The following is an 18,397-nucleotide window of genomic DNA, read 5'->3' as shown; positions in this document are numbered from 1 at the left end:
TCACAGAATTCAGCAAGGAAGAGCAACAATGACTCAGCACAACCGGCAGGTGCATCTTGCCGCACACTTCCCCGGTGTCAACAACACCACCATCTGGTCCGATCCGGATTCCGGCAGCCATATCGAGTTCTCCTCCTTCGAGCATCTGGCACGAACCGCCGAGCGGGGGTTCTTCGACTTCTTCTTTCTCGCCGAGGGGCTGCGACTGCGCGAGCACAAGGGGAAGATCTTCGATCTGGACGTGGCGGGGCGACCGAACACCCTCGCGGTGCTCTCGGCCCTCGCCGGTGTCACCGACAACATCGGTCTGGCTGGCACCCTGAGCACCACCTACAACGAACCCTTCGAGCTCGCCAGACAGTTGGCCACCCTCGATCATCTCTCCGGGGGGCGGGCCGCGTGGAACGTGGTCACCTCTCCCGATGCCTTCACCGGAGAGAACTTCCGACGCGGTGGCTATCTCGAGTACGCGGACCGCTATCACCGCGCGGAGGATTTCATTCACCTCTCCCGTCGGTTCTGGGATGCCGATCCCTCAGAGATCGTGGAGCACATCTCCCCGTTCTTCGAGGTGGGCACCCGCTTCCCCGTCCCCACCCCGCCCCAGGGACATCCCGTGGTCCTGCAGGCCGGAGATTCGGATCAGGGCAGGGAGTTCGCGGCGGGATCCGCCGATGTCATCTTCACCAGACACGGTTCCCTCGAGGAGGGCACGGCCTTCTACCGTGATGTGAAACGCCGCCTCGCCGCCTACGGCCGCGGAGAGGATGATCTGAAGATCTTCCCCGGCGTCACCGTGGTGCTGGGTGACTCCGAGGCGGATGCGCGCGAAAGGGCCGCGGAGATCCACCGCCAGCAGGTCAGCGGGCCCGGTGCGATCGCCTTCCTCGAGCAGGTGTGGGGCCGGGATCTGACCGGCTACGATCCCGACGGGCCGCTGCCCACCGTGGAGCCGGACACCGACGGCGCCTCCATCACCCGTGGCAGGGTGCGCCACGTCAGGGATCCCCGGGTTGTCGCCGATCACTGGCGGAGCCTGGCACAGGAGAGGAACCTGTCCATCAGGGAGCTGGTCATCGAGGTCAGTGCCCGGACGAGTTTCGTGGGTACCCATGGTGCGGTAGCCGGGCAGCTCAGTGAGTTCGTCCAGCAGCGCGCCGCGGACGGTTTCATTCTGGTTCCCTCCGTCACCCCGGGTGGGCTCGATGAGTTTGTTGAGCGCGTCGTTCCGGAACTGCAGGATCGCGGTGTCTACCGCAGCGACTACCCGGGCATCACACTGCGGGAGAACCTCGGCCTCCCGCCCCACCGCCCCGCCGCGCAGTGGGCACGGTACCGGCACACCGATTCGAAAGTGAGCGCACTGTCATGAGCACCCCAACCTCCTTCATCCTCGGTGTCGCACTTGATCCGACCCCTGAGGTACCGGTCTCTGAGGTTCTGGAAACCCAGGTCGGTGCCGCGCGCACACTGGACTCCGGTGGCTTCGATTTCGTCACCCTTGACGATAATTTCCACGGTGCGACCTTCGATGCGCTGCTCAGCGCATCCTTCATTTCCACCCGGACCCGTCAGATCGGGTTGGTGCCCACCGTGACCACCACGCACACCGAACCGTTCCATGTCGCCACCGCCACCGCCACCCTCGACTACTCGGGCCGCGCCCGTGCGGGCTGGGCGGTGGCGCCCTCCCTGACGACGGAGGAGGCGGCGGCCTTCGGGCGTCGAGAGGCAGCGAGTCCGACTCTGGCATGGGCAGAGAGCATCCAGGTGGCCGGGCTCGTCCGTGCACTCTGGGATTCCTGGGAGGACGATGCGGAGATCCGCGATGCCAGGAGCGGTCGCTTCCTCGACCGGGAGAAGGTGCACTATATCGATGCTGTGCTCACGGACAGTATCGCCCAGCCCTATACGGTCAAGGGGCCCTCGATTGTGCCGCGTCCCCCGCAGGGGCATCCCCCGGTGTTCATCACCGTCACCGACGCGGATTCCCGGCACGCGGCGCTGGCCGTCGCCGATGTGATCATCCTGCCCGCCTCCTCGGTCGATGAGGCACTGGATTCCATCGGCGCCACCCGCGCGGAGCTGGCGGGCAGGAGCGCCCTGATCATCCCTAGTCTAGCGATCCCCGAATCCGGTGCCGCGGCCTGGCTGCGGACCACCGCGGAGGAGCTTATCGACGCCGGCACCGAAGGACTCCACCTGCGCCCCGGGGCGCTGCGCACGGATGTGGACACAATTGTCGCGGAGGTCGTGGACAGTGCGGGGCGCTACGGGATACACCGCCAAAGCACCGATCTCCGATCCCGGCTCGGCCTGCCTGAGGCCGTCAATCAGTTCGCGGCACCATGAGCAGCATCGCCTTCGTGGGCGGTGGGCCACGCACAACGGGAATCCTGCTTCGACTTGCCGCTAGTGTCGCAGACAGTGATCGGCGCCTGCGTGAGATCCACGTGATCGACCCCTTTCCGGCAGGCAGTGGCAGGATCTGGCGCAGGCGGCAGTCGGGGCTACTGTGGATGAACTCGATGGCGCAGGACGTCTCCATCTTCGCCGATGAGTCGGTGGAGATGGAGGGACGGGTTATCCCCGGGCCGACACTCGAGGAATGGGTGCTGGGTCCGGGTCGCACGACGGTGCTCGGGGCCGGCCTCGGCGCAGAGCTGGAGGGGTTCAGCGGACGGAGCTTCGCTTCCAGACGGATCCAGTCCCTCTACCTCGACTGGGCGTTCCGCGAGGCGGTGAACCGGCTCGAGCATCTTCCGCAGCCGATCCGCGTGCAAATCCTCACCGCGCGTGCGCTCGAGGTCATTGATGTCGATGCCGAGCAGGTGATCCGCTTGTCCGACGGTGGCGTTGTCACCGCGGCGCAGGTGGTGCTCGCCCAGGGGCACCTCGATGTCCTTCCCTCCGCGGAGTCCTCCGCACTGGCCTCGCTGGCCGCGACGGAGGGCCTGTCCTATGTTCCGCCGGGCTTCACCGCGGACCAGGACCTCTCCGTCGTGCCCTCCTCCCGGCCGGTGATCGTGCGCGGCTTCGGCCTCGCCTTCATCGATGCCATGGTTCTGCTGACCGAGGGTCGGGGTGGATACTACATCGGATCCGGACCGGGGCTGGAGTATGTGGCAAGCGGTGATGAGCCCGAGATCTGGGTCGGTTCCGGCAGGGGTGTTCCGCTGCTGCCCAAGATCGCCTATTCGGTTCCCGTGCTCTCCGATCCTCCGCTCTACCTCGATGATCATTCGCTTTCCGCCTTCGGTGACGGGCTACTCGGGTACCATGAGCACCTGCTGCCGCTGTTGACGTGGAACCTCGAGTACGCCCACTATTCGCAGTTGGCACGGACGGATCCGTCCCGAATCAGGGTTCCGTGGGAGGAGTTCTCGGCGCAGCTGCATCGGATTCTGCCCGCCCCGCTCGGAGGTGGTGCCGAATCGATCGCGGATTACGTCGCTGCGGCGGTTCCCCACCCCGCGGACCGCTTCAGCTTCGATCGGCTCAACCGTCCGCTCGACGGTCTGGTGTTTTCCGGTAGGGCTGCGCTGGAGGAGAGTGTCGGTGCGGTGATCTCCTCGCGCATCGAGCGCGCCGCAGATCCGCGCTACAGCATGGATCAGGCCGTGTTCTTCACTCTGTTGCGGGTCTATTTCCGGGTCCATGAACTGGCCGGGCAGGGGCGCTTCAGTCTCATCGATCTTCGCGAGAACATCGACCGCTCACTGCACCGACTGTTCTCCTATATCGCCAGTGGGCCACCCCCGGTTCGCCTCGAGCAGTTGCTGGCACTGCACCGCGCCGGTGTGCTCCGTTTCCTCGGCCCGGATCTCAGCGTCGGTATCGAGGACGGTCTGTTCACCGCCTCCTCCCCCGCGCTCCCCGGGGACGTCATCCACGCAACGGCCCTCATTGACGCCTATCTCGCCGATGATGCGGCATCCGCTGTTGACGATGAGCTGCTCCAGCGCCTCCTCGGGGACGGTGAAGTCACGGTGGAGTCACCTGGGGGGCCGGTGCGTGGCAAGTTCGTGGTGGATACCGTGGGCAGGCCGCTGCGTGCGGACGGCACTGTCCACACCTCCCGCTATCTTCTCGGGCCCATGGTTTCCGGCGGCGGCAGTGAAGCCCCCTTCTCCAGGCCCGGCACCAACTCCCGGGGCTTCCAGAGGGCGGATCAGCTTGCCCGGCGCCTGCTCGGACTGGCCGGAACGCCGGGTCCCGGGGTCCGTCTGGCAACGTCGAGCCGGCATCCAGATTGAGATGTTTCACGTGAAACATCATGCTTTCCCGCGCCGTCCCGGCGCCGGCCCCGCGTCATCCGACGGCGGCCCATGTTAGGGTAGGGCTTCCTGAATACGCAGGTCAGCGCCATTTCTGCGACGCTAGTGTAGCAAAATTGAGTGTGTCACATGTCCTTATCTCGCGGGCGTGATCGGCTTAGAATGAGGTCAGACCCCAAAAGAAGGAGAAGGAAAATGACCGCCCCGATCATGCCCAAAGTGTCCGCTTGCGCCGTCAGCGACTGCGCCTACAACCTCGACGGGTGCCGCGCCTACGCGGTAACCGTCAACACCGCCTCGGAGTGCGGCACCTACATCCCGCGCGATATCAAGGCTGGAATGCCCCAGGTCAACGCGCAGGTCGGTGCCTGTCAACGGGCCTCGTGCGCCCACAACATGGATCTGGAGTGCACCGCCACCGGCGTCCGGTTCGCCCGCTCGGATGCGGGGGTTGAATGCCTGACCTTCACCGCGCGATAACCGGCTGATCCTTCAACGTCCCACCGCTCCGGCTGGAGTGGCGCAACGTTGGGGGATTTCCGTGTGCATGTCCTCGCGGTGGAACCACTCCTTCTTCCGTCGTGGGTATGCGATAAGGAGCTCGGCACCACCTGTGGTGCCGAGCTCCTTATCGGTGGTGTGATCCTATGCGCGGACGGTGGCGGTATGGTCGGGCTGGGCGTCGACAAGCGCCGCGGGGCGCGTCGCCCTGGCGTAGATGAGCTCCCCCGGTTCCAGTCCGAGTGCCAGCGCATCTCCGCGGGTGATTTCGGCCGTGAAGGGGGTTCCTGCCTCCGTCTCGTGGAGTTCCACGCGGACCTCGAAGCCGAGGAACACCACGCGGTCAACGGTGGCGCTGATAACCTCCGTCTCCGCCACCTCGTCATGGTGCGCGGCCAGGTTCGGGGTCCGGCCGAGGCGGATGTCGTGGGGTCGAACCACCTTCCCGCCCAGTGCGGAGACCTGGCCGAGGAAGGAGAGGACGAAGTCGTTGGCGGGATGGTCGTAGAGCTCGGTGGGTGAACCCACCTGCTCTATCCGGCCCTTGTTGAGGACCACGATCTGATCGGCGACATCGAGGGCCTCCTCCTGATCGTGGGTGACCAGGACGGTGGTGATGTTGAACTCGGAGTGCAGGCGCCTGAGCCAGGAGCGGAGATCCTCGCGGACCTTGGCGTCGAGGGCGCCGAAGGGCTCATCAAGTAGCAGCACCTTGGGATTGACCGCGAGCGCCCGGGCCAGAGCCAACCGCTGACGCTGGCCGCCGGAGAGCTGACTGGGGTAGCGCTCATGGAAGCCGGCGAGACCAACGATCTCCAGCAGCTCATCGACCTTCTCGGTGATCTCCGCAGCCGGACGTTTCCGGATCTTCAGCCCGAAGCCCACGTTCTCCCGGACGGTGAGGTGCTTGAAGGCGGCATAGTGCTGGAACACGAACCCGATACCGCGACGCTGCGGGGTCAGGTTGGTGACATCCGCGTCATCGATGATGATGGTGCCGGTGTCGGGCTGGTCCAGGCCGGCTATGGAACGCAGCAGGGTGGACTTTCCGGAGCCCGAGGGGCCGAGGAGCGCGGTCAGGGAACCTTCCCGGATGTCGAGTGAGACATCATCGAGGGCGGCGAAATCGCCGTAGTTCTTGTTCACATTCTGGATGGAGATCTTCATTGTTCTAAACCTTTTCCCTAAACCGGGTTAACCGTGTGGCGTTTTTGGATGAGTGTCATGAGCACGAGCACGAGCACGGCCACACCCATGAGCAGGGTCGCCGCCGCGTAGGCGCCGAATTCATTGTGGTCGTCGATGTAGCGTGAATGAACCAGCAGTGTCAGTGTCTGTCCCCCACCGGCGAAGTTCGATGCGACCATGATCACCGCGCCGAACTCACCGAGTGCACGTGCGACGGTGAGCACGATTCCGTAGATCAGTCCCCATCGGATCGACGGGAGGGTGATGCGGGAGAAGATCTGCCAGTTGGACGCGCCGAGAGTGGCCGCGGCCTGCTCCTGCTCGGTGCCGATCTCCCGGAGGACCGGTTCGACCTCACGCACGATGAAGGGAAGGGTCACGAATATGGTGGCGAGGACCATTCCGGGAAGTGCGAAGATCACCTTGAACCCGAGGTTCTCCACGCCGGAGAACCAGCCACCGTGGCCCCACAGCAGGATCAGGGACACGCCGACGATCACCGGGGAGACCGCGAAGGGCAGATCCACGATCGCCTGCACGATTCCCTTCCCGGGGAAGTTGCCGCGGACCAGGGCGAGTGAGACCACGATGCCGAAGATCACATTGAGAGGCACGGTGATGGCCACGATGATCAGGGACACCTGCAGGGCGGCGATGGCGGCGGGAGTGGTGATCCATTCCCAGAATGTGCCAAGGCCGTGTTCAAATGTGCGGTAGAGGATGGCGCCGATAGGAATAATGACCAGGATGAACAGGTAGGCCAGCGCTATGCTGCGCAGGGAGAGGGTGGCGCCTCTGGAGAGTTTCATTAGTTTTCCACCTTTGATTCGCTGCGGTGTGAGATGATCCTGAGCAGGAAGAGCACCAGGAAGGTGATGGCAAGCAGCGTCACGGAGACCGCCGCCGCCGCCGAGGGAACGTCGGATTCGATCTGTTCCTGAATGTACTGTGACGCGACCTGGGTCTGACCAGGGATGTTTCCACCGATCAGAACCACGGAGCCGTACTCGCCGATGGCACGGGCGAACGCCAGGCCACCACCGGAGAGCAGCGCGGGAAGCAATGCGGGAAGAACGATCCGGAAGAAGATCGTGGCGTTGTTCGCACCCAGGCTCGCCGCGGCCTCTTCGACATCACGGTCGACCTCGATGAGAACCGGTTGGACCGCGCGGACCACGAAGGGCAGGGTGACGAAGGTCAGTGCCAGCACCAGGGCCGGTTGGGTGGCGTTGATGGTGATGCCCAGCGGACTGTCGGGGCCGTAGAGGGAGAGCAGCACCAGCGAGGCGACGATGGTCGGCAGGGCGAAGGGGAGGTCGATCAGGGCGTTGATGAAGCCTTTGCCCGGGAAGTTGTCACGGACGAGCACCCAGGCGATCAGGGTTCCGAATACGACGTTGATCAGGGCGACGACCAGGGAGACGCCGACCGTGATGCGCAGGGCGTCGACGGCACCCGGTGCGGTGACCGCATCGATGAAGCCGCCGATTCCGCCGGCCGAGAAGGCCTCCGTGGTCAGCGCCGCCAGTGGCAGCAGGACGATGACGGACAACCACAGCGTGACGACGCCCACGCCGAGGCGTCCGACGCCCCCGGCGGCCGCGATCTCGCGCGGAGCGGGGCGGGAGAGAGTTGAGGTACTCATCTTAAACCTCCTGATAGATCTGTGTGATTACGCCATCGGTGTCGCCACTGCCGGGCTGAGCGCGCTTGAACAGGAAGGCGTCGACGATGCCCCACCCCTTGCGTGGCTTCCCATCCTTGGACAGGCCATGGAGCTCATCGAGCGCGGGGTCCTCCGCGGCCAGCTTGGCGAAGGCATCCGCCAGCTGATCTATGGAGAAGGTGACCTCGTAGGGTTTGAAGGCGGCCTGCTCATCCGCAGGCAGGGAATCGATGATCGGGGTCTGGCCCTGCTGATTGAACAGGTCGGAACCCGTACGGAAGCCCTGTGATGCCCAGATCCGCTCCGCATCATCGGTGAAGAGGTAGTCGCGGAAGTCCTCTGCCTGCTGCAGGCTCTCCGAGGTGTTGACCACCGCCACCGGGTTCTCGATGGTAAAGGTTTCCGGTGGATTGAGATAGTCGATGTTCCCGCTCGTGCGGTCCAGGAGGATCGCCTCGTTCTCATAGGAAAGCAGCACATTACCCTGACCCTGCTCGAAGGTGGAGGTGGCCTCCCTCCCGGACTTCGGGCGAACCTTGAAGGTACTGGAGACCAGTTGGGTGAGCTTCTCTTCCGCGACCTCGTGCGCATGGACGTAACTCACCTCTCCCCTGGCCTCCTGTTCGGCGATGTCCCGGAAGAACCAGGCCGAGTAGGGGGCCAGGAGGTTCCACTTCGCCGAGCCCGAGCTGGCGGGATTCGGACTGATCACCTCGACGTCGGAATCAAGCAGATCGTCCCAGGTGTTCAAACCCTTTGGGTTGCCCTCCCTGGTGACAAAGCTGACGACGGAGCCGAAGGGTACTGACTTCCCGCTCTCATCCTCGGGGACGTTATCCTTCCAGTCCTCGTCGACCAGCCCGGCATTGACCAGGCGGGTGATGTCCGGTTCGACGGAGAAGTTGACGATATCGGCGGGTACCCGCCGGACAGCCTTGCGGGATTGATCGCCCGATGCGCCGTAGGACTGCGCGAAGCCGACGTCCCTACCCTGCTCCGTATCGCGGAACGCCGGAATAATGTGGTCGAAACCGACCTTGGGAACGGCATAGGCGACGATGTTCAAGCGGTGGCTGCCCGAGGAGATATCAGCGCCGTTCGGTTCATCGGTACTACCGCTCGGAGCCACGAAGATCACCCCCACCACGGCAAGGGCGATCGCGGATGCGATCACGGTGTTTCTGCGGTTACTCATGGGGCCTCTTCATGGAAGTGTCAGTCTATTGTTATTAGACCGAGTTGTCTGTAGTTGTCTTTTGGTACGTTACAGACAGGTAGCGCAAATGGTGACATTTTCATCCACGGTGAATGAAAGTGTTTCCTGGATTCAGCGCTGAAACCATGTCGGCCCAGGGGCTGCCGGTGCGTGTCGCTTGTGTCGGCTCGCGGTCAGTGGACCGCGCCGAACTCCCACACCGCGGTCAGGTCCAAGGTGTGTGTCTGAGACTCGTCGCCGTGGGCTTGGATGTGCAGGTGTGATCCTCGCTGTCGGTGGTCCCTGGATCACCGTGGCCCGGGTGTGTGGTCGTCCCCGCTCCCCTGGGTGATGTTTCACGTGAAACACCGTTCCGTGCTCCGTCCGGACGGGTCTGACCGTGGTCGAATCCCGTGGCCGTCAGCTGCCTCCGTATGTACGGCTTCTGCCTGGCTCCGCTTCGGCCCCATTAGTCATGCGGTGCGCCCGCTCCGGAGCCTTCCCCGCCGGTGTCCCCACACGGCGTAATGATGGACTGCAGGGTCGGCGGGGGCGATGCCACTCCCCTGGCGAGGTGGCGTGAGGTTGTGTGGTGGACGTCGCCCGCTGATCAGGGGCCGGGTGGGTAAGGGTGGTGTGTGGCTGCCGCATCATGTCTGGACCGAGACGGAACAGGTGCCGCCCCGTACCCTGGCGGCATTTCAGGTACCGAGGGACGGGTCAGGATGTCCGGACGGCGGCCTGTTCCCCCGCCTGCCTACCGTAACGTGCGGCGAGCCAGGCGCAGATCATCAGCTGAACCTGATGGAAGATCATCAGTGGGAGTATCAGAAGTCCGACATTCGCACCCCCGAAGATGACGGCGGCCATGGGTAGTCCGGTGGCGAGGGACTTCTTTGTTCCACAGAATTGGATCGCGATCGAGTCGGCCCTGTTGAACCCTAACTGGACGGCGATGAACATGGTCAGCCATAGCATCGCGATGACAAGGATGATGGCGAAACCGATGAGGAAGGCGACCTCGAAGATGCTGACCGTGCTCCAGATTCCGGCGACCATGCCCGCGGAAAAGGCCGAGTACACCACCATGGCTATGGATCCGCGGTCGACGATCTTCGTCCCCTTGTTGGCGGCGAAGTCCTTCACCCACTTCCGGGTCAGCTGGCCGAGGATGAAGGGAAGGAGGAGTTGTACCGCAATATTGAGGAACACCTGCAGATCAACGTGCACCCCGCTGCCGGAGGACATCAGGAGCATGACTAGCAGCGGAGTCAGAAACACTCCGGCGAGGTTCGACAGCGACGCGGCGACGATCGCGCCGGCAACATTGCCCTTGGCAATCGAGGTGAACGCCACGGAGGATTGGACGGTTGAGGGAACCAGGGTGAGAAAGAGAATTCCCATGTACAGATCGTGTGAGATAATGTGCGTCAGAGGCTGGAGTCCGATGCCGATCAGTGGAAATATCACGAAGGTGATCGCAAGGATTGTCAGGTGGAGCCGCCAGTGTTTGAGGCCATTCAAGGCCTCCTGGGTGGACAGGCGTGCGCCGTAAAGATAGAACAGCAGGGCTATGGCGAACTTGGTGGCTACGTCGAACCATTCGGCGAAGTCGCCACGTGCGGGTAAGACTATCGCGATGATCACGGCCGTGACAATAAGTAGTATCAGGGGGTCGAGGCGTTTCAGGCGTTCAAGCATGCGCTTAGTGTAGAACGCCTGAACCGGTGGTGTCGGCCAAACACCACCGCTGCGCCGGGAGTGCGGCGCTCACTGTCGCGAGTGCTCACTGTCGCGAGTGCAGTGTAGGATAAGATCCTGCTACCGTGGGGCCTGCATATGCGCAGCTGGAGACGTTGAGCGCCGCAATGATTCCCCACCGCGATGATCCCTTGGCACGATGGCAGGAGACGGAAATCCTTGTCGTATCATACGATTGGTGATGCCCAATAACATGGCGGAGAATGAACTGGTCACAGTGACGTTATCCGCCCGTGCAACCCTCCTCCTCCTCACGCTCTCCCTTTTTATGTTTTACCTGAAACACTGCCTACTGCGCACTAGCGCCCACACTGTCCCCGTTGTCCGAGAGTGTCGCTTCACGCAGCCCTGAACGTGCCGGCCCCGAGATGTAGCTTCCATCAACAATGGAAAAGGTCGAGTTGTGTTTGGTGCACGTGACCGTCGATCCATCAACCTCGGTGATGGGGTTCCCCTGATGGGGGCAGGCCGAGGAGTAGGCCACAAACTCCCCTTCGGTGGGCTGGGCGATGATCACTGAGCCGAGAATAACGGCGCTGCCCACCGGTACTTCCGTCTTGGCGACCTCCTTCGAGGGGGCACTGCCGCAGGCGGCCAGAAAGGCGCCCGCAAATGTGGTGGCGGTGCCGAGAAGGAAGGTGCGGCGGCTGCAGCACACTGATGACTGTTCCTGTGTATCGGACATGTCTCCAGTATCGCCCTTCCGGCTCCCATGACCAATTCGGTAGGGAGTAGTGGAGAACTAGACCAGGTCTCTCCGCGAGCCCAGAAAGATGCCCACCAGCACGAGTGCCGATCCGACAGCCAGGGAGACGGCGAGTTCCATCGTGCCGTCCCCGGTGGACCGGAGAGTGTGCGAGAGTGGCGAGAGATCAATCTGCGCCCGTGAGAGCCCCAGAACCGGCCCGAGGAGGGAAACGGTCGATGCCAGCACCACAGGTCCCCAGGTGAGGTGGATCGCCCTGTTTCCAAGGCCCGCGAAGAAGACGGCGGACCCGACCAGCGGGGCGGTCTGGGCAATGATGGAGAGACTGGCAAGAAGCACCACGGTCACACCATCTCCGCCATTCGAATTCTGGAGCCCCAGGCCCGCCAGGCCGGCGAGCGCCGCGGCCGCCGCGCAGGTGAGGACGGTGACTATCGACGCAACCACCGCGGCCCGCAGCGGTGCGCCTCGGGGCACACCGGTGGCGCGGACGGAGTCGATGAGGTGAGTCCTCTCCTCCCTCGCGTACGCCACCATCGGGAGGATTCCGGCTATGGCGACAAGGATGGACACCAACTGGAAGATGTAGATGATCAGCTCGCTCTGGACATCACCCTCGGGAAGAAGTTCATCGATCACCTGGAGTGTCGCATTGTCCTCGGTGAGTGCGGGAATGAGCGAGTTGGTCACCGGGAGCATCGTCAGGATGATCAACCCGCATACTGCGCACCAGGTGATCGCGGAGCCCCTGGTGCTGAGAAGGGTGATTCCGATGATTCCGGAGACCATCCGGGGCCGAACCCTGGAACGTGGGTGGAACCGGAACACGCCCGTGTTGAAGTCCCGGTGCGCGTCTATCGCGAGCAGCAGTACCAGTGCGACGGTGAGGATCAGAACAATGGCCACCGCGACAACCGGATCGTCGTCGGTGAAAGGAGATATCAGAGCACGCCATCCCAGGGGGGGAGAACCAGTTGAGCCAGGAATGCGTGGAGGTGTCGGCATACATCCGGATGGTGAAGGAGATGGCGAGCGTGACCAGACCGATGCGGGTGAAAGTCGTGGGTCGGCCGAAAAGGAACTGGAACACCCCGGCGACGGCAGTGGAGCCGAGCATGGATAGCGTAAGCATGAGGCCGAAGGCGATGGATCCCCCGGTACCGAGTTCATCCGGGATGTAGATGCCCATTCCCAGCAGGATCGCGGTGCTCCCGAGCCCGAGTGTGACGGCGACGAGTCCCGTGCTCGCGTATGCCGCGACGAGGATGGAGCGTCGTGAATGGCCGGTGGAAATGATCTGCTCCGCCACTCCCCTGTTCTCGGCTCCAAGGTGCATGGATGTCTGCAGCAGGATGCCCATGACCGACGCGAGTATGCACATCCACGCTCCGCCCTCCCACGCGGTGAACTGACCGATGGTCCCCGGTGGGGCGAAACGACCGTACATGGCGGTCGTCCCGGCGTTGTCCTGGATGCTGGCGATCAGCGCGCCTCGCTCCTGGAGACTGGGATAGTAGTTGAAGTAGGCCACCGGCATGACCGCCAGGAAACTCCATAGACCGAGACACCACCAGAGGATGGTGGAGCGGTGTGTGCGGAGGTTGAGAGAGATCACTTCTCCGCCTCCCCGTAGTGGAGGAGGAAGATCTCCTCGAGGGAGGCCGGGGTGCTGATGATATCCTGGCCACCGGCGTCGATGATGATGCGGAGGATACTCGGGACGGACTCCGCGTTGGTGGTCAGGCTCAGATGCCCGTGGTCGAAGTCCACATCCTTCAGCCCCGGTGGTACGGACCGGATGCGGGCGGAAATCCTGTGGGCGGAAATGGAACGAAGGTAGTCGATAGAGTTGGAGGCCACCGAAGAACCATCTTTGATCACCGTGACATAATCGCACAGCTTTTCCACCTCGCTGAGGATGTGGCTGCTGAGCAGAACCGACCCCCCGCCATCACGATGTTGCCGGATCTGACGCATGAACTCCCGCTCCATCAATGGATCGAGACCGGAGGTCGGCTCATCCAGAATGAGCAGTTCCGTTTCGGGCGCCAGAGCCGCAATGAGGCTCAGCTTCCGCCGATTTCCGGTTGAATAGTCACGCACCTTCTTATCGGGGTCGAAGGAGAAGGCTTCGATGAGCTCCTCCTCGCGCGACTGGCTCACTGGGGCCCCACGAAGGGAGGCGAGTGCCCGGAGGACCTCCCGTCCCGTCAGTGTGGGCCACAGGGCGACCTCCGCGGGGACGTAGCCCACCCTCCTCAGGACGCGTGGATCAGTGGCTGGATTCTGATCCAGGACCTCGATGCTGCCGGAATTCGGTCTGAGTACGCCTATGAGCATGCGGATGGTGGTTGACTTTCCGGCACCATTGGGGCCAAGGAAACCATGGATACTTCCCTGGCCGACGAGGAGGGACAGATCGTTTACGGCGGTGAAACCGCCGAATCTCCGGGTTACCTGATGAACACGAACTGTGGATGTGGGCATACCCTCATTGAACCCCCAAAGAAGGAGGAACGACAGTGTTTCACGTGAAACACTGTCGTTTTATCGCGGCCCTCAGCCGCGGGTTGCGGACTTCATCGAGGAGATGAACTCGCGCAGTTCAACCTTCAGTGCCTCCAGGTCATCGATGGTCGAGGAATCGGGATGTCCACCCACGCAATGCGAGGCGATGATCTTCGTGATTGCCGATCCGGTGATCGCCCCGGCGGCACCGGCACTGATCGCATCGGCCACATGGCGGGGTGAGGAAATACCGAAACCGAGAAGAATCGGTGCACCGCCGAAGCGCTTGATGTTGTCCACGACCTCGCTGAGGCCGGTGGTGGAGGAAGCGCGCTCCGTCCCTGTGACGCCATCACGGGAAATGGCGTAGATATAGCCGGAGGAGGCCGCGGCCACTCCCTCGAGCGTCGCCTCCGACGCCTGGGCCGGTGCGATGAAGATGGGATCCACGCCCGCGCGCCTGGCCGCCTCGGCGAACGGTCGACCCTCCCGCACGGGAACGTCAGGCAGCAGTACCGAATCGGCACCCGCTGCGGCGAATTCCTCGTAGAAGTGGTCTATCCCCCGGGTGAAGGGCACGTTGCCGTAGATCAGCATTCCCATGGGGATGTCCGGGTAGGCACGGCGGATGCGGGCGATCAGGGCCAGTGCCGAGTCAACGGTCGCGCCGGCGTCCAGGGCGCGCAGATGCGATTCAGCGATCGTCGGACCGTCGGCGACGGGATCGGAGAAGGGAACGCCGAGCTCCAGAGCGTCGGCTCCGGACTCGATGGCCGTGGAAATGATCTCGAAGGAGGTGTCGGGATCCGGGTCACCGAGCATGATGAAGGGAACGAAGGCCCCCTCCCCTGCCTCGGAGAGTCGGGCGAACAGGTCAGTGTAACGGCTCATCGGTTCTGCTCCTTGAGGACGAGCTCCGGATGCTCCTCCAGGGTGTGGCGGACGTGGTCCACATCCTTGTCTCCACGGCCGGACAGCGAGACGAGGATGTTGATCTTGGTGTTGGTTTCCTCAGCCAGCTTCGCACGCTTGAGAGCGTAGGCGAAGGCATGTGATGATTCCAGTGCGGGGATGATGCCCTCGAAGCGCGCCAGGTACTGGAAGGCCTCCAGTGCCTCTGCGTCGGTGATTCCGACATACCGGGCACGACCGGTGGAGTGCAGGTAGGCGTGCTGGGGCCCCACACCCGGATAGTCGAGACCGGCCGAGATCGAGTAGGACTCCTCCACCTGGCCGTCGCTGTTGCGCATCAGATAGGACCGCGCACCGTGCAGGATGCCGATCTGGCCGTTGGTGATAGTGGCACCGTGTTTCCCGGATTCGATACCCTCACCGGCGGGCTCGGCACCGACCAGTTCAACGTGTGGATCATCGATGAAATCAGCGAACATACCGATGGCGTTGGATCCACCACCGACGCAGGCGACCACGACATCGGGAAGCTTACCGGTGCGTTCCAGAATCTGCGCCTTGGCTTCCTCCGAAATCACCTTGTGGAACTCCCGGACGATCGTCGGGAAGGGGTGGGGTCCGGCGGCGGTGCCGAGCAGATAGTGGGATTCGTGGAAGGTCGCGGTCCAGTCGCGGAGAGCCTCGTTGACCGCGTCCTTAAGGGTGCCCGAGCCGGACTCGACCGGGATCACCGTCGCACCGTGGAGCTGCATCCGGTAGACATTCGGCTGCTGGCGGGCCACATCCTTGGCACCCATGTAGATCACGCACTCAAGGCCGAGGAGTGCACACGCAAGCGCCGTGGCGGTACCGTGCTGTCCGGCACCGGTCTCCGCGATGATGCGGGTCTTTCCCATGCGCTTCGCCAGCAGCGCCTGGCCGATCACCTGGTTGGTCTTGTGGGCACCGCCGTGGACCAGGTCCTCGCGCTTGAGAAAGATCCGCGCGTAACCCTTCCCCCGGCCCTCGCGTGGAAGGTTCGAGCATTCCGTCAGAGGGGTGGGGCGGCCGAGATAGTCCCGGAAGTATCCGCTGAGCTGCTCCCGGAACTCCGGATCATAGGTGGCGTTGACGAAGGCCTTCTCCAGCTGGTCGAGTGCGGGGATGAGTGATTCGGGGACGTACTGTCCGCCGAACTCACCGAAGTAGGCGGGGAGGAGGGTGTGTCCCCCCAGTGAATCATGGTCGGTCATGACATCTCCTTCTGGTAGTGGAAGGTACGGATCGTGGTGAATATGGACATGATGGCGCCTGCATCCTTGTGGCCGGTCCATGCACCGGCCCCCCGGGGATACTCCACCCCGGAGTTGATGTCGAGCCCCTGGCACCCCACTTCCAGGGCGGTGGAAGCGTTCTCCGGCGAGATTCCACCGGCGAGGAGCGAGTGCGACTTCACCGAGTCGGGAACGGTGGACCAGTCGAACTCGCTGCCGCTGCCGCCGGAGTGGGCATCGAGGACAAGCCTGTCAACCTCCCCGACCAGGGCTGCGGCAAGGGCGGCACCGGAGGTCGAAGTCATGGAGATGGCGCGCCAAACCTCGATGCCCTCCGGAAGTTCTGCGCGGACGGCTGCCACCAGAGCCAGCTCGGCCTCGGCACTGTCGCAAAGGGGGGCGTGGATCTGAACCGCATGGATGCCCTCCTGGATGAGGTCGGCGTAGCCGGAGGTTCGCCGACTGACGGCGACGTAGCGGAGACCCGGCTCCGCGGCGATGATTTTATGCGATGTTTCACGTGAAACATTGCGTGGAGAGCTCTCTTCGAAGATGAGCCCGCCATAGACCGCACCCGCCGCCCGCGCCACCTGGGCCGCGGATCCGGACGTGAGACCGCAGACCTTGTTGTGGCCGTAGACCAGCTCACGCGCCGCGGCATCGACATCGGGCTGGCCGGTCAACTGGGAGCCGACCAGGAAACCATGGGAATGGGCGCCGAGCCTGCGGACCGTCTCATTGTCCCGGATTCCGGACTCCGAGATCACCAGGGCGCCGGGTGGGGCCAGGGCGGAGAGGCGACCCGAACGGTCCAGATCAATCGAGAGATCATGGAGATTACGGTGGTTCACGCCGAAGATCCTGGCCCCCAGCGCCGTGGCGCGTTCCGCCTCCTCCTCGTCTATCACCTCGGTGAGAACATCCAGGCCGAAACGTTCCGCCTCGGCCGCAAGCTCCGCATACCGGGCGTCGTCAAGCACGGAGAGCATGAGGAGGATGGCGTCGGCACCGAAGTAGCGGGCCGCGTGGATCTGAACCTCATCGATGATGAAGTCCTTGCACAGCACCGGCAGATGGGTCGACGCGGCCACGGTGCTCAGGTGATCATAGTCGCCGTTGAAATGGTCAGGTTCGCAGAGGACCGATATGCCACTGGCATACCGGGAGTAGATTCGTGCGATGTCACCGGGGTGGTAGTGATCACGGATCAGCCCCAGCGACGGCGAGGCCGACTTGCACTCCATGATGAAGCTCGCCCTTCCCCTGCCCCGGTTCAGGGAATCATAGAGTGAACGCTCGGATCGTGGTAGCGCACCCACGTCAACGTGGGCGATGCGGGCCCGGATATCATCGAGGTGCCCACGCCGGCCCTCGACGATTCCCTCCAGGACGGTGGGTAGTTTATGCACGATAATCAATCTCCTCGTGCCGTGCCAACCAGTCCCGGACGGTGCCGTCGGCAATCAGGGCCTTCGCCTTCTCCGTTCCCTCGGCGAAGCTGCTCACGTCACCATTGAGGTAAAACATTGCGCCGGCCGAGACCGCCAGGGCATCCAGGTGGGCTCGGGGGCCCTCCCCGGCGAAGGTTGAGCGCATGAAGGCGGCGTTCTGGGTGGCATCACCTCCTGCCAGTTCCTCCAGGGAACTGGCCTGGACACCGAGATCCGAGGGCTCGAGTGTGTAGTGCTCGATGCTGCCGTCCTCGGTGAGCTCCCAGATGAGCGAGGTGCCATGGACAGCGAGCTCGTCGGTGCCGGCACCATGGACCACCAGTGCCCGACTCCGTCCGAGCTCACGGAAGACCTCGGCGATGAGCTGGCCCGACTCGGGTCGGGCCACGCCCATGATCTGCAGTTCCGGACGAGCCGGGCTGAGCAGCGGTCCAAGGGTGTTGAAGATCGTCGGCAGCTTCAACGCCTTGCGAACCGGCTGAACGTGCGCGATCGCCGGGTTGTAGGCGGGGGCGAAAAGGAAGGTGAAGTTCGAGGCCTCGAACCACTTGACGGCGCGATCGACATCCAGGTCGAGTGGAATGTTCAGCGCCTCCAGCACATCGGCGGAACCCGACTTCGATGAGACGGAGCGGTTTCCGCACTTGACCATCCGCACTCCCCCGGCCGCGGCGATCAGGGAGGCGCCGGTGGTGATGTTGATGGTGTTGGCACCGTCACCGCCGGTGCCCGCGGAATCCATCAGCCCCTTCCCGGTGACCGGGAAGGGGCGCCCGGCGGCCAGGAACGCCTTCGCGGCACCGGCGATATCGGCGAAGGTCTCGCCGCGGGTACGGATTGTCGCCAGTAGGGCGGCGATGTGGACATCGTCGTAGTCGCCGATGGTCAGCGGGGTGAACACCTCAATCGCCTCCTCGAGGGAGGGATTGCGGTTGTCCAGGAACCTGTTCAGGGTCGCCAGGGTTGTTTCGGAGGTCAT

Annotated in this window: 17 protein-coding genes; 5 read left to right on the top strand and 12 right to left on the bottom strand. The window is 63.5% G+C overall.

The annotated features are described in order from the left end of the window. The first annotated feature begins 28 nt into the window (after positions 1-28). From B7E02_RS01325 to B7E02_RS01310, 4 genes are all read left to right on the top strand, one after another. Entirely contained in the window at positions 29-1,372 is a 1,344-nt protein-coding gene (locus B7E02_RS01325; protein WP_080792153.1) for an NtaA/DmoA family FMN-dependent monooxygenase, read from the top strand. Continuing rightward, positions 1,369-2,352, top strand: a complete 984-nt coding sequence (locus B7E02_RS01320; RefSeq protein ID WP_080792150.1) for an LLM class flavin-dependent oxidoreductase — start codon at positions 1,369-1,371, stop codon at positions 2,350-2,352. The genes B7E02_RS01325 and B7E02_RS01320 overlap by 4 nt, the downstream gene beginning before the upstream one ends. Beyond that, positions 2,349-4,256, top strand: coding sequence for an FAD/NAD(P)-binding protein (locus B7E02_RS01315; RefSeq protein WP_080792148.1), 1,908 nt, complete (start codon positions 2,349-2,351; stop codon positions 4,254-4,256). Before B7E02_RS01320 ends, B7E02_RS01315 begins: the two co-directional genes overlap by 4 nt. 216 nt (positions 4,257-4,472) lie before the next feature. Beyond that, positions 4,473-4,757 (top strand): DUF1540 domain-containing protein, encoded by a 285-nt coding sequence (locus B7E02_RS01310; RefSeq protein WP_080792143.1) that lies wholly within the window; start codon positions 4,473-4,475, stop codon positions 4,755-4,757. Between the two features lie 165 nt (positions 4,758-4,922). Here the strand turns inward: B7E02_RS01310 and B7E02_RS01305 are convergent, their stop codons facing one another. The 7 genes from B7E02_RS01305 to B7E02_RS01275 all read right to left on the bottom strand — a co-directional run bounded on the left by B7E02_RS01305 (position 4,923) and on the right by B7E02_RS01275 (position 12,200). After that, on the bottom strand, positions 4,923-5,945 hold the full coding sequence (locus B7E02_RS01305; protein WP_080792140.1) for a sulfate/molybdate ABC transporter ATP-binding protein: 1,023 nt from the start codon (positions 5,943-5,945) through the stop codon (positions 4,923-4,925). A 17-nt stretch (positions 5,946-5,962) separates the two neighbouring features. After that, the gene (locus B7E02_RS01300; RefSeq protein WP_080792136.1) at positions 5,963-6,775 is read right to left on the bottom strand and encodes a sulfate ABC transporter permease; all 813 of its coding nucleotides are present in this window, start codon (positions 6,773-6,775) and stop codon (positions 5,963-5,965) included. Beyond that, positions 6,775-7,611: a sulfate ABC transporter permease subunit CysT gene (gene cysT, locus B7E02_RS01295; RefSeq protein ID WP_080792133.1), complete on the bottom strand. Its 837-nt coding sequence runs from the start codon at positions 7,609-7,611 to the stop codon at positions 6,775-6,777. The genes B7E02_RS01300 and cysT overlap by 1 nt, the downstream gene beginning before the upstream one ends. A gap of 1 nt (position 7,612) precedes the next feature. Next, positions 7,613-8,827, bottom strand: coding sequence for an extracellular solute-binding protein (locus tag B7E02_RS01290; protein WP_080792129.1), 1,215 nt, complete (start codon positions 8,825-8,827; stop codon positions 7,613-7,615). A gap of 720 nt (positions 8,828-9,547) precedes the next feature. Beyond that, positions 9,548-10,528, bottom strand: coding sequence for a bile acid:sodium symporter family protein (locus tag B7E02_RS01285; protein ID WP_080792126.1), 981 nt, complete (start codon positions 10,526-10,528; stop codon positions 9,548-9,550). Between the two features lie 349 nt (positions 10,529-10,877). Continuing rightward, positions 10,878-11,273: a Rieske (2Fe-2S) protein gene (locus B7E02_RS01280; RefSeq protein WP_080792123.1), complete on the bottom strand. Its 396-nt coding sequence runs from the start codon at positions 11,271-11,273 to the stop codon at positions 10,878-10,880. Positions 11,274-11,330: 57 nt separating this feature from the next. After that, complete coding sequence (locus B7E02_RS01275) at positions 11,331-12,200, bottom strand: hypothetical protein (RefSeq protein WP_080792119.1); 870 nt, start codon at positions 12,198-12,200, stop codon at positions 11,331-11,333. Between the two features lie 275 nt (positions 12,201-12,475). On the opposite strand from B7E02_RS01275, the gene B7E02_RS01265 reads away from it, so the two are divergent. Beyond that, positions 12,476-12,706 carry a hypothetical protein gene (locus B7E02_RS01265; RefSeq protein WP_080792114.1) on the top strand — a complete coding sequence of 77 codons (231 nt, stop codon included), beginning with the start codon at positions 12,476-12,478 and terminating at the stop codon, positions 12,704-12,706. A 199-nt stretch (positions 12,707-12,905) separates the two neighbouring features. On the opposite strand, the gene B7E02_RS01260 is transcribed toward B7E02_RS01265, so the two are convergent. From B7E02_RS01260 to trpD, 5 genes are all read right to left on the bottom strand, one after another. After that, positions 12,906-13,781, bottom strand: coding sequence for an ABC transporter ATP-binding protein (locus tag B7E02_RS01260; RefSeq protein WP_080792111.1), 876 nt, complete (start codon positions 13,779-13,781; stop codon positions 12,906-12,908). A 72-nt stretch (positions 13,782-13,853) separates the two neighbouring features. Continuing rightward, the gene (gene trpA / locus B7E02_RS01255) at positions 13,854-14,693 is read right to left on the bottom strand and encodes a tryptophan synthase subunit alpha (protein WP_080792109.1); all 840 of its coding nucleotides are present in this window, start codon (positions 14,691-14,693) and stop codon (positions 13,854-13,856) included. Further along, the gene (gene trpB, locus B7E02_RS01250) at positions 14,690-15,946 is read right to left on the bottom strand and encodes a tryptophan synthase subunit beta (protein WP_080792106.1); all 1,257 of its coding nucleotides are present in this window, start codon (positions 15,944-15,946) and stop codon (positions 14,690-14,692) included. The genes trpA and trpB overlap by 4 nt, the downstream gene beginning before the upstream one ends. Next, positions 15,943-17,382 carry a bifunctional indole-3-glycerol-phosphate synthase TrpC/phosphoribosylanthranilate isomerase TrpF gene (gene trpCF, locus B7E02_RS01245; RefSeq protein WP_143336678.1) on the bottom strand — a complete coding sequence of 480 codons (1,440 nt, stop codon included), beginning with the start codon at positions 17,380-17,382 and terminating at the stop codon, positions 15,943-15,945. Before trpCF ends, trpB begins: the two co-directional genes overlap by 4 nt. After that, a complete protein-coding gene (gene trpD / locus B7E02_RS01240; protein WP_080792099.1) occupies positions 17,369-18,397 on the bottom strand; it encodes an anthranilate phosphoribosyltransferase in 1,029 nt (342 codons plus the stop codon). Before trpD ends, trpCF begins: the two co-directional genes overlap by 14 nt.

Origin of the sequence: Corynebacterium pacaense (assembly GCF_900169525.1) — a bacterium.
Taxonomy (GTDB): domain Bacteria; phylum Actinomycetota; class Actinomycetes; order Mycobacteriales; family Mycobacteriaceae; genus Corynebacterium; species Corynebacterium pacaense.
The sequence above is the reverse complement of the archived record's forward strand: the minus strand, read 5'-3'. Positions and strand labels throughout refer to the sequence as shown.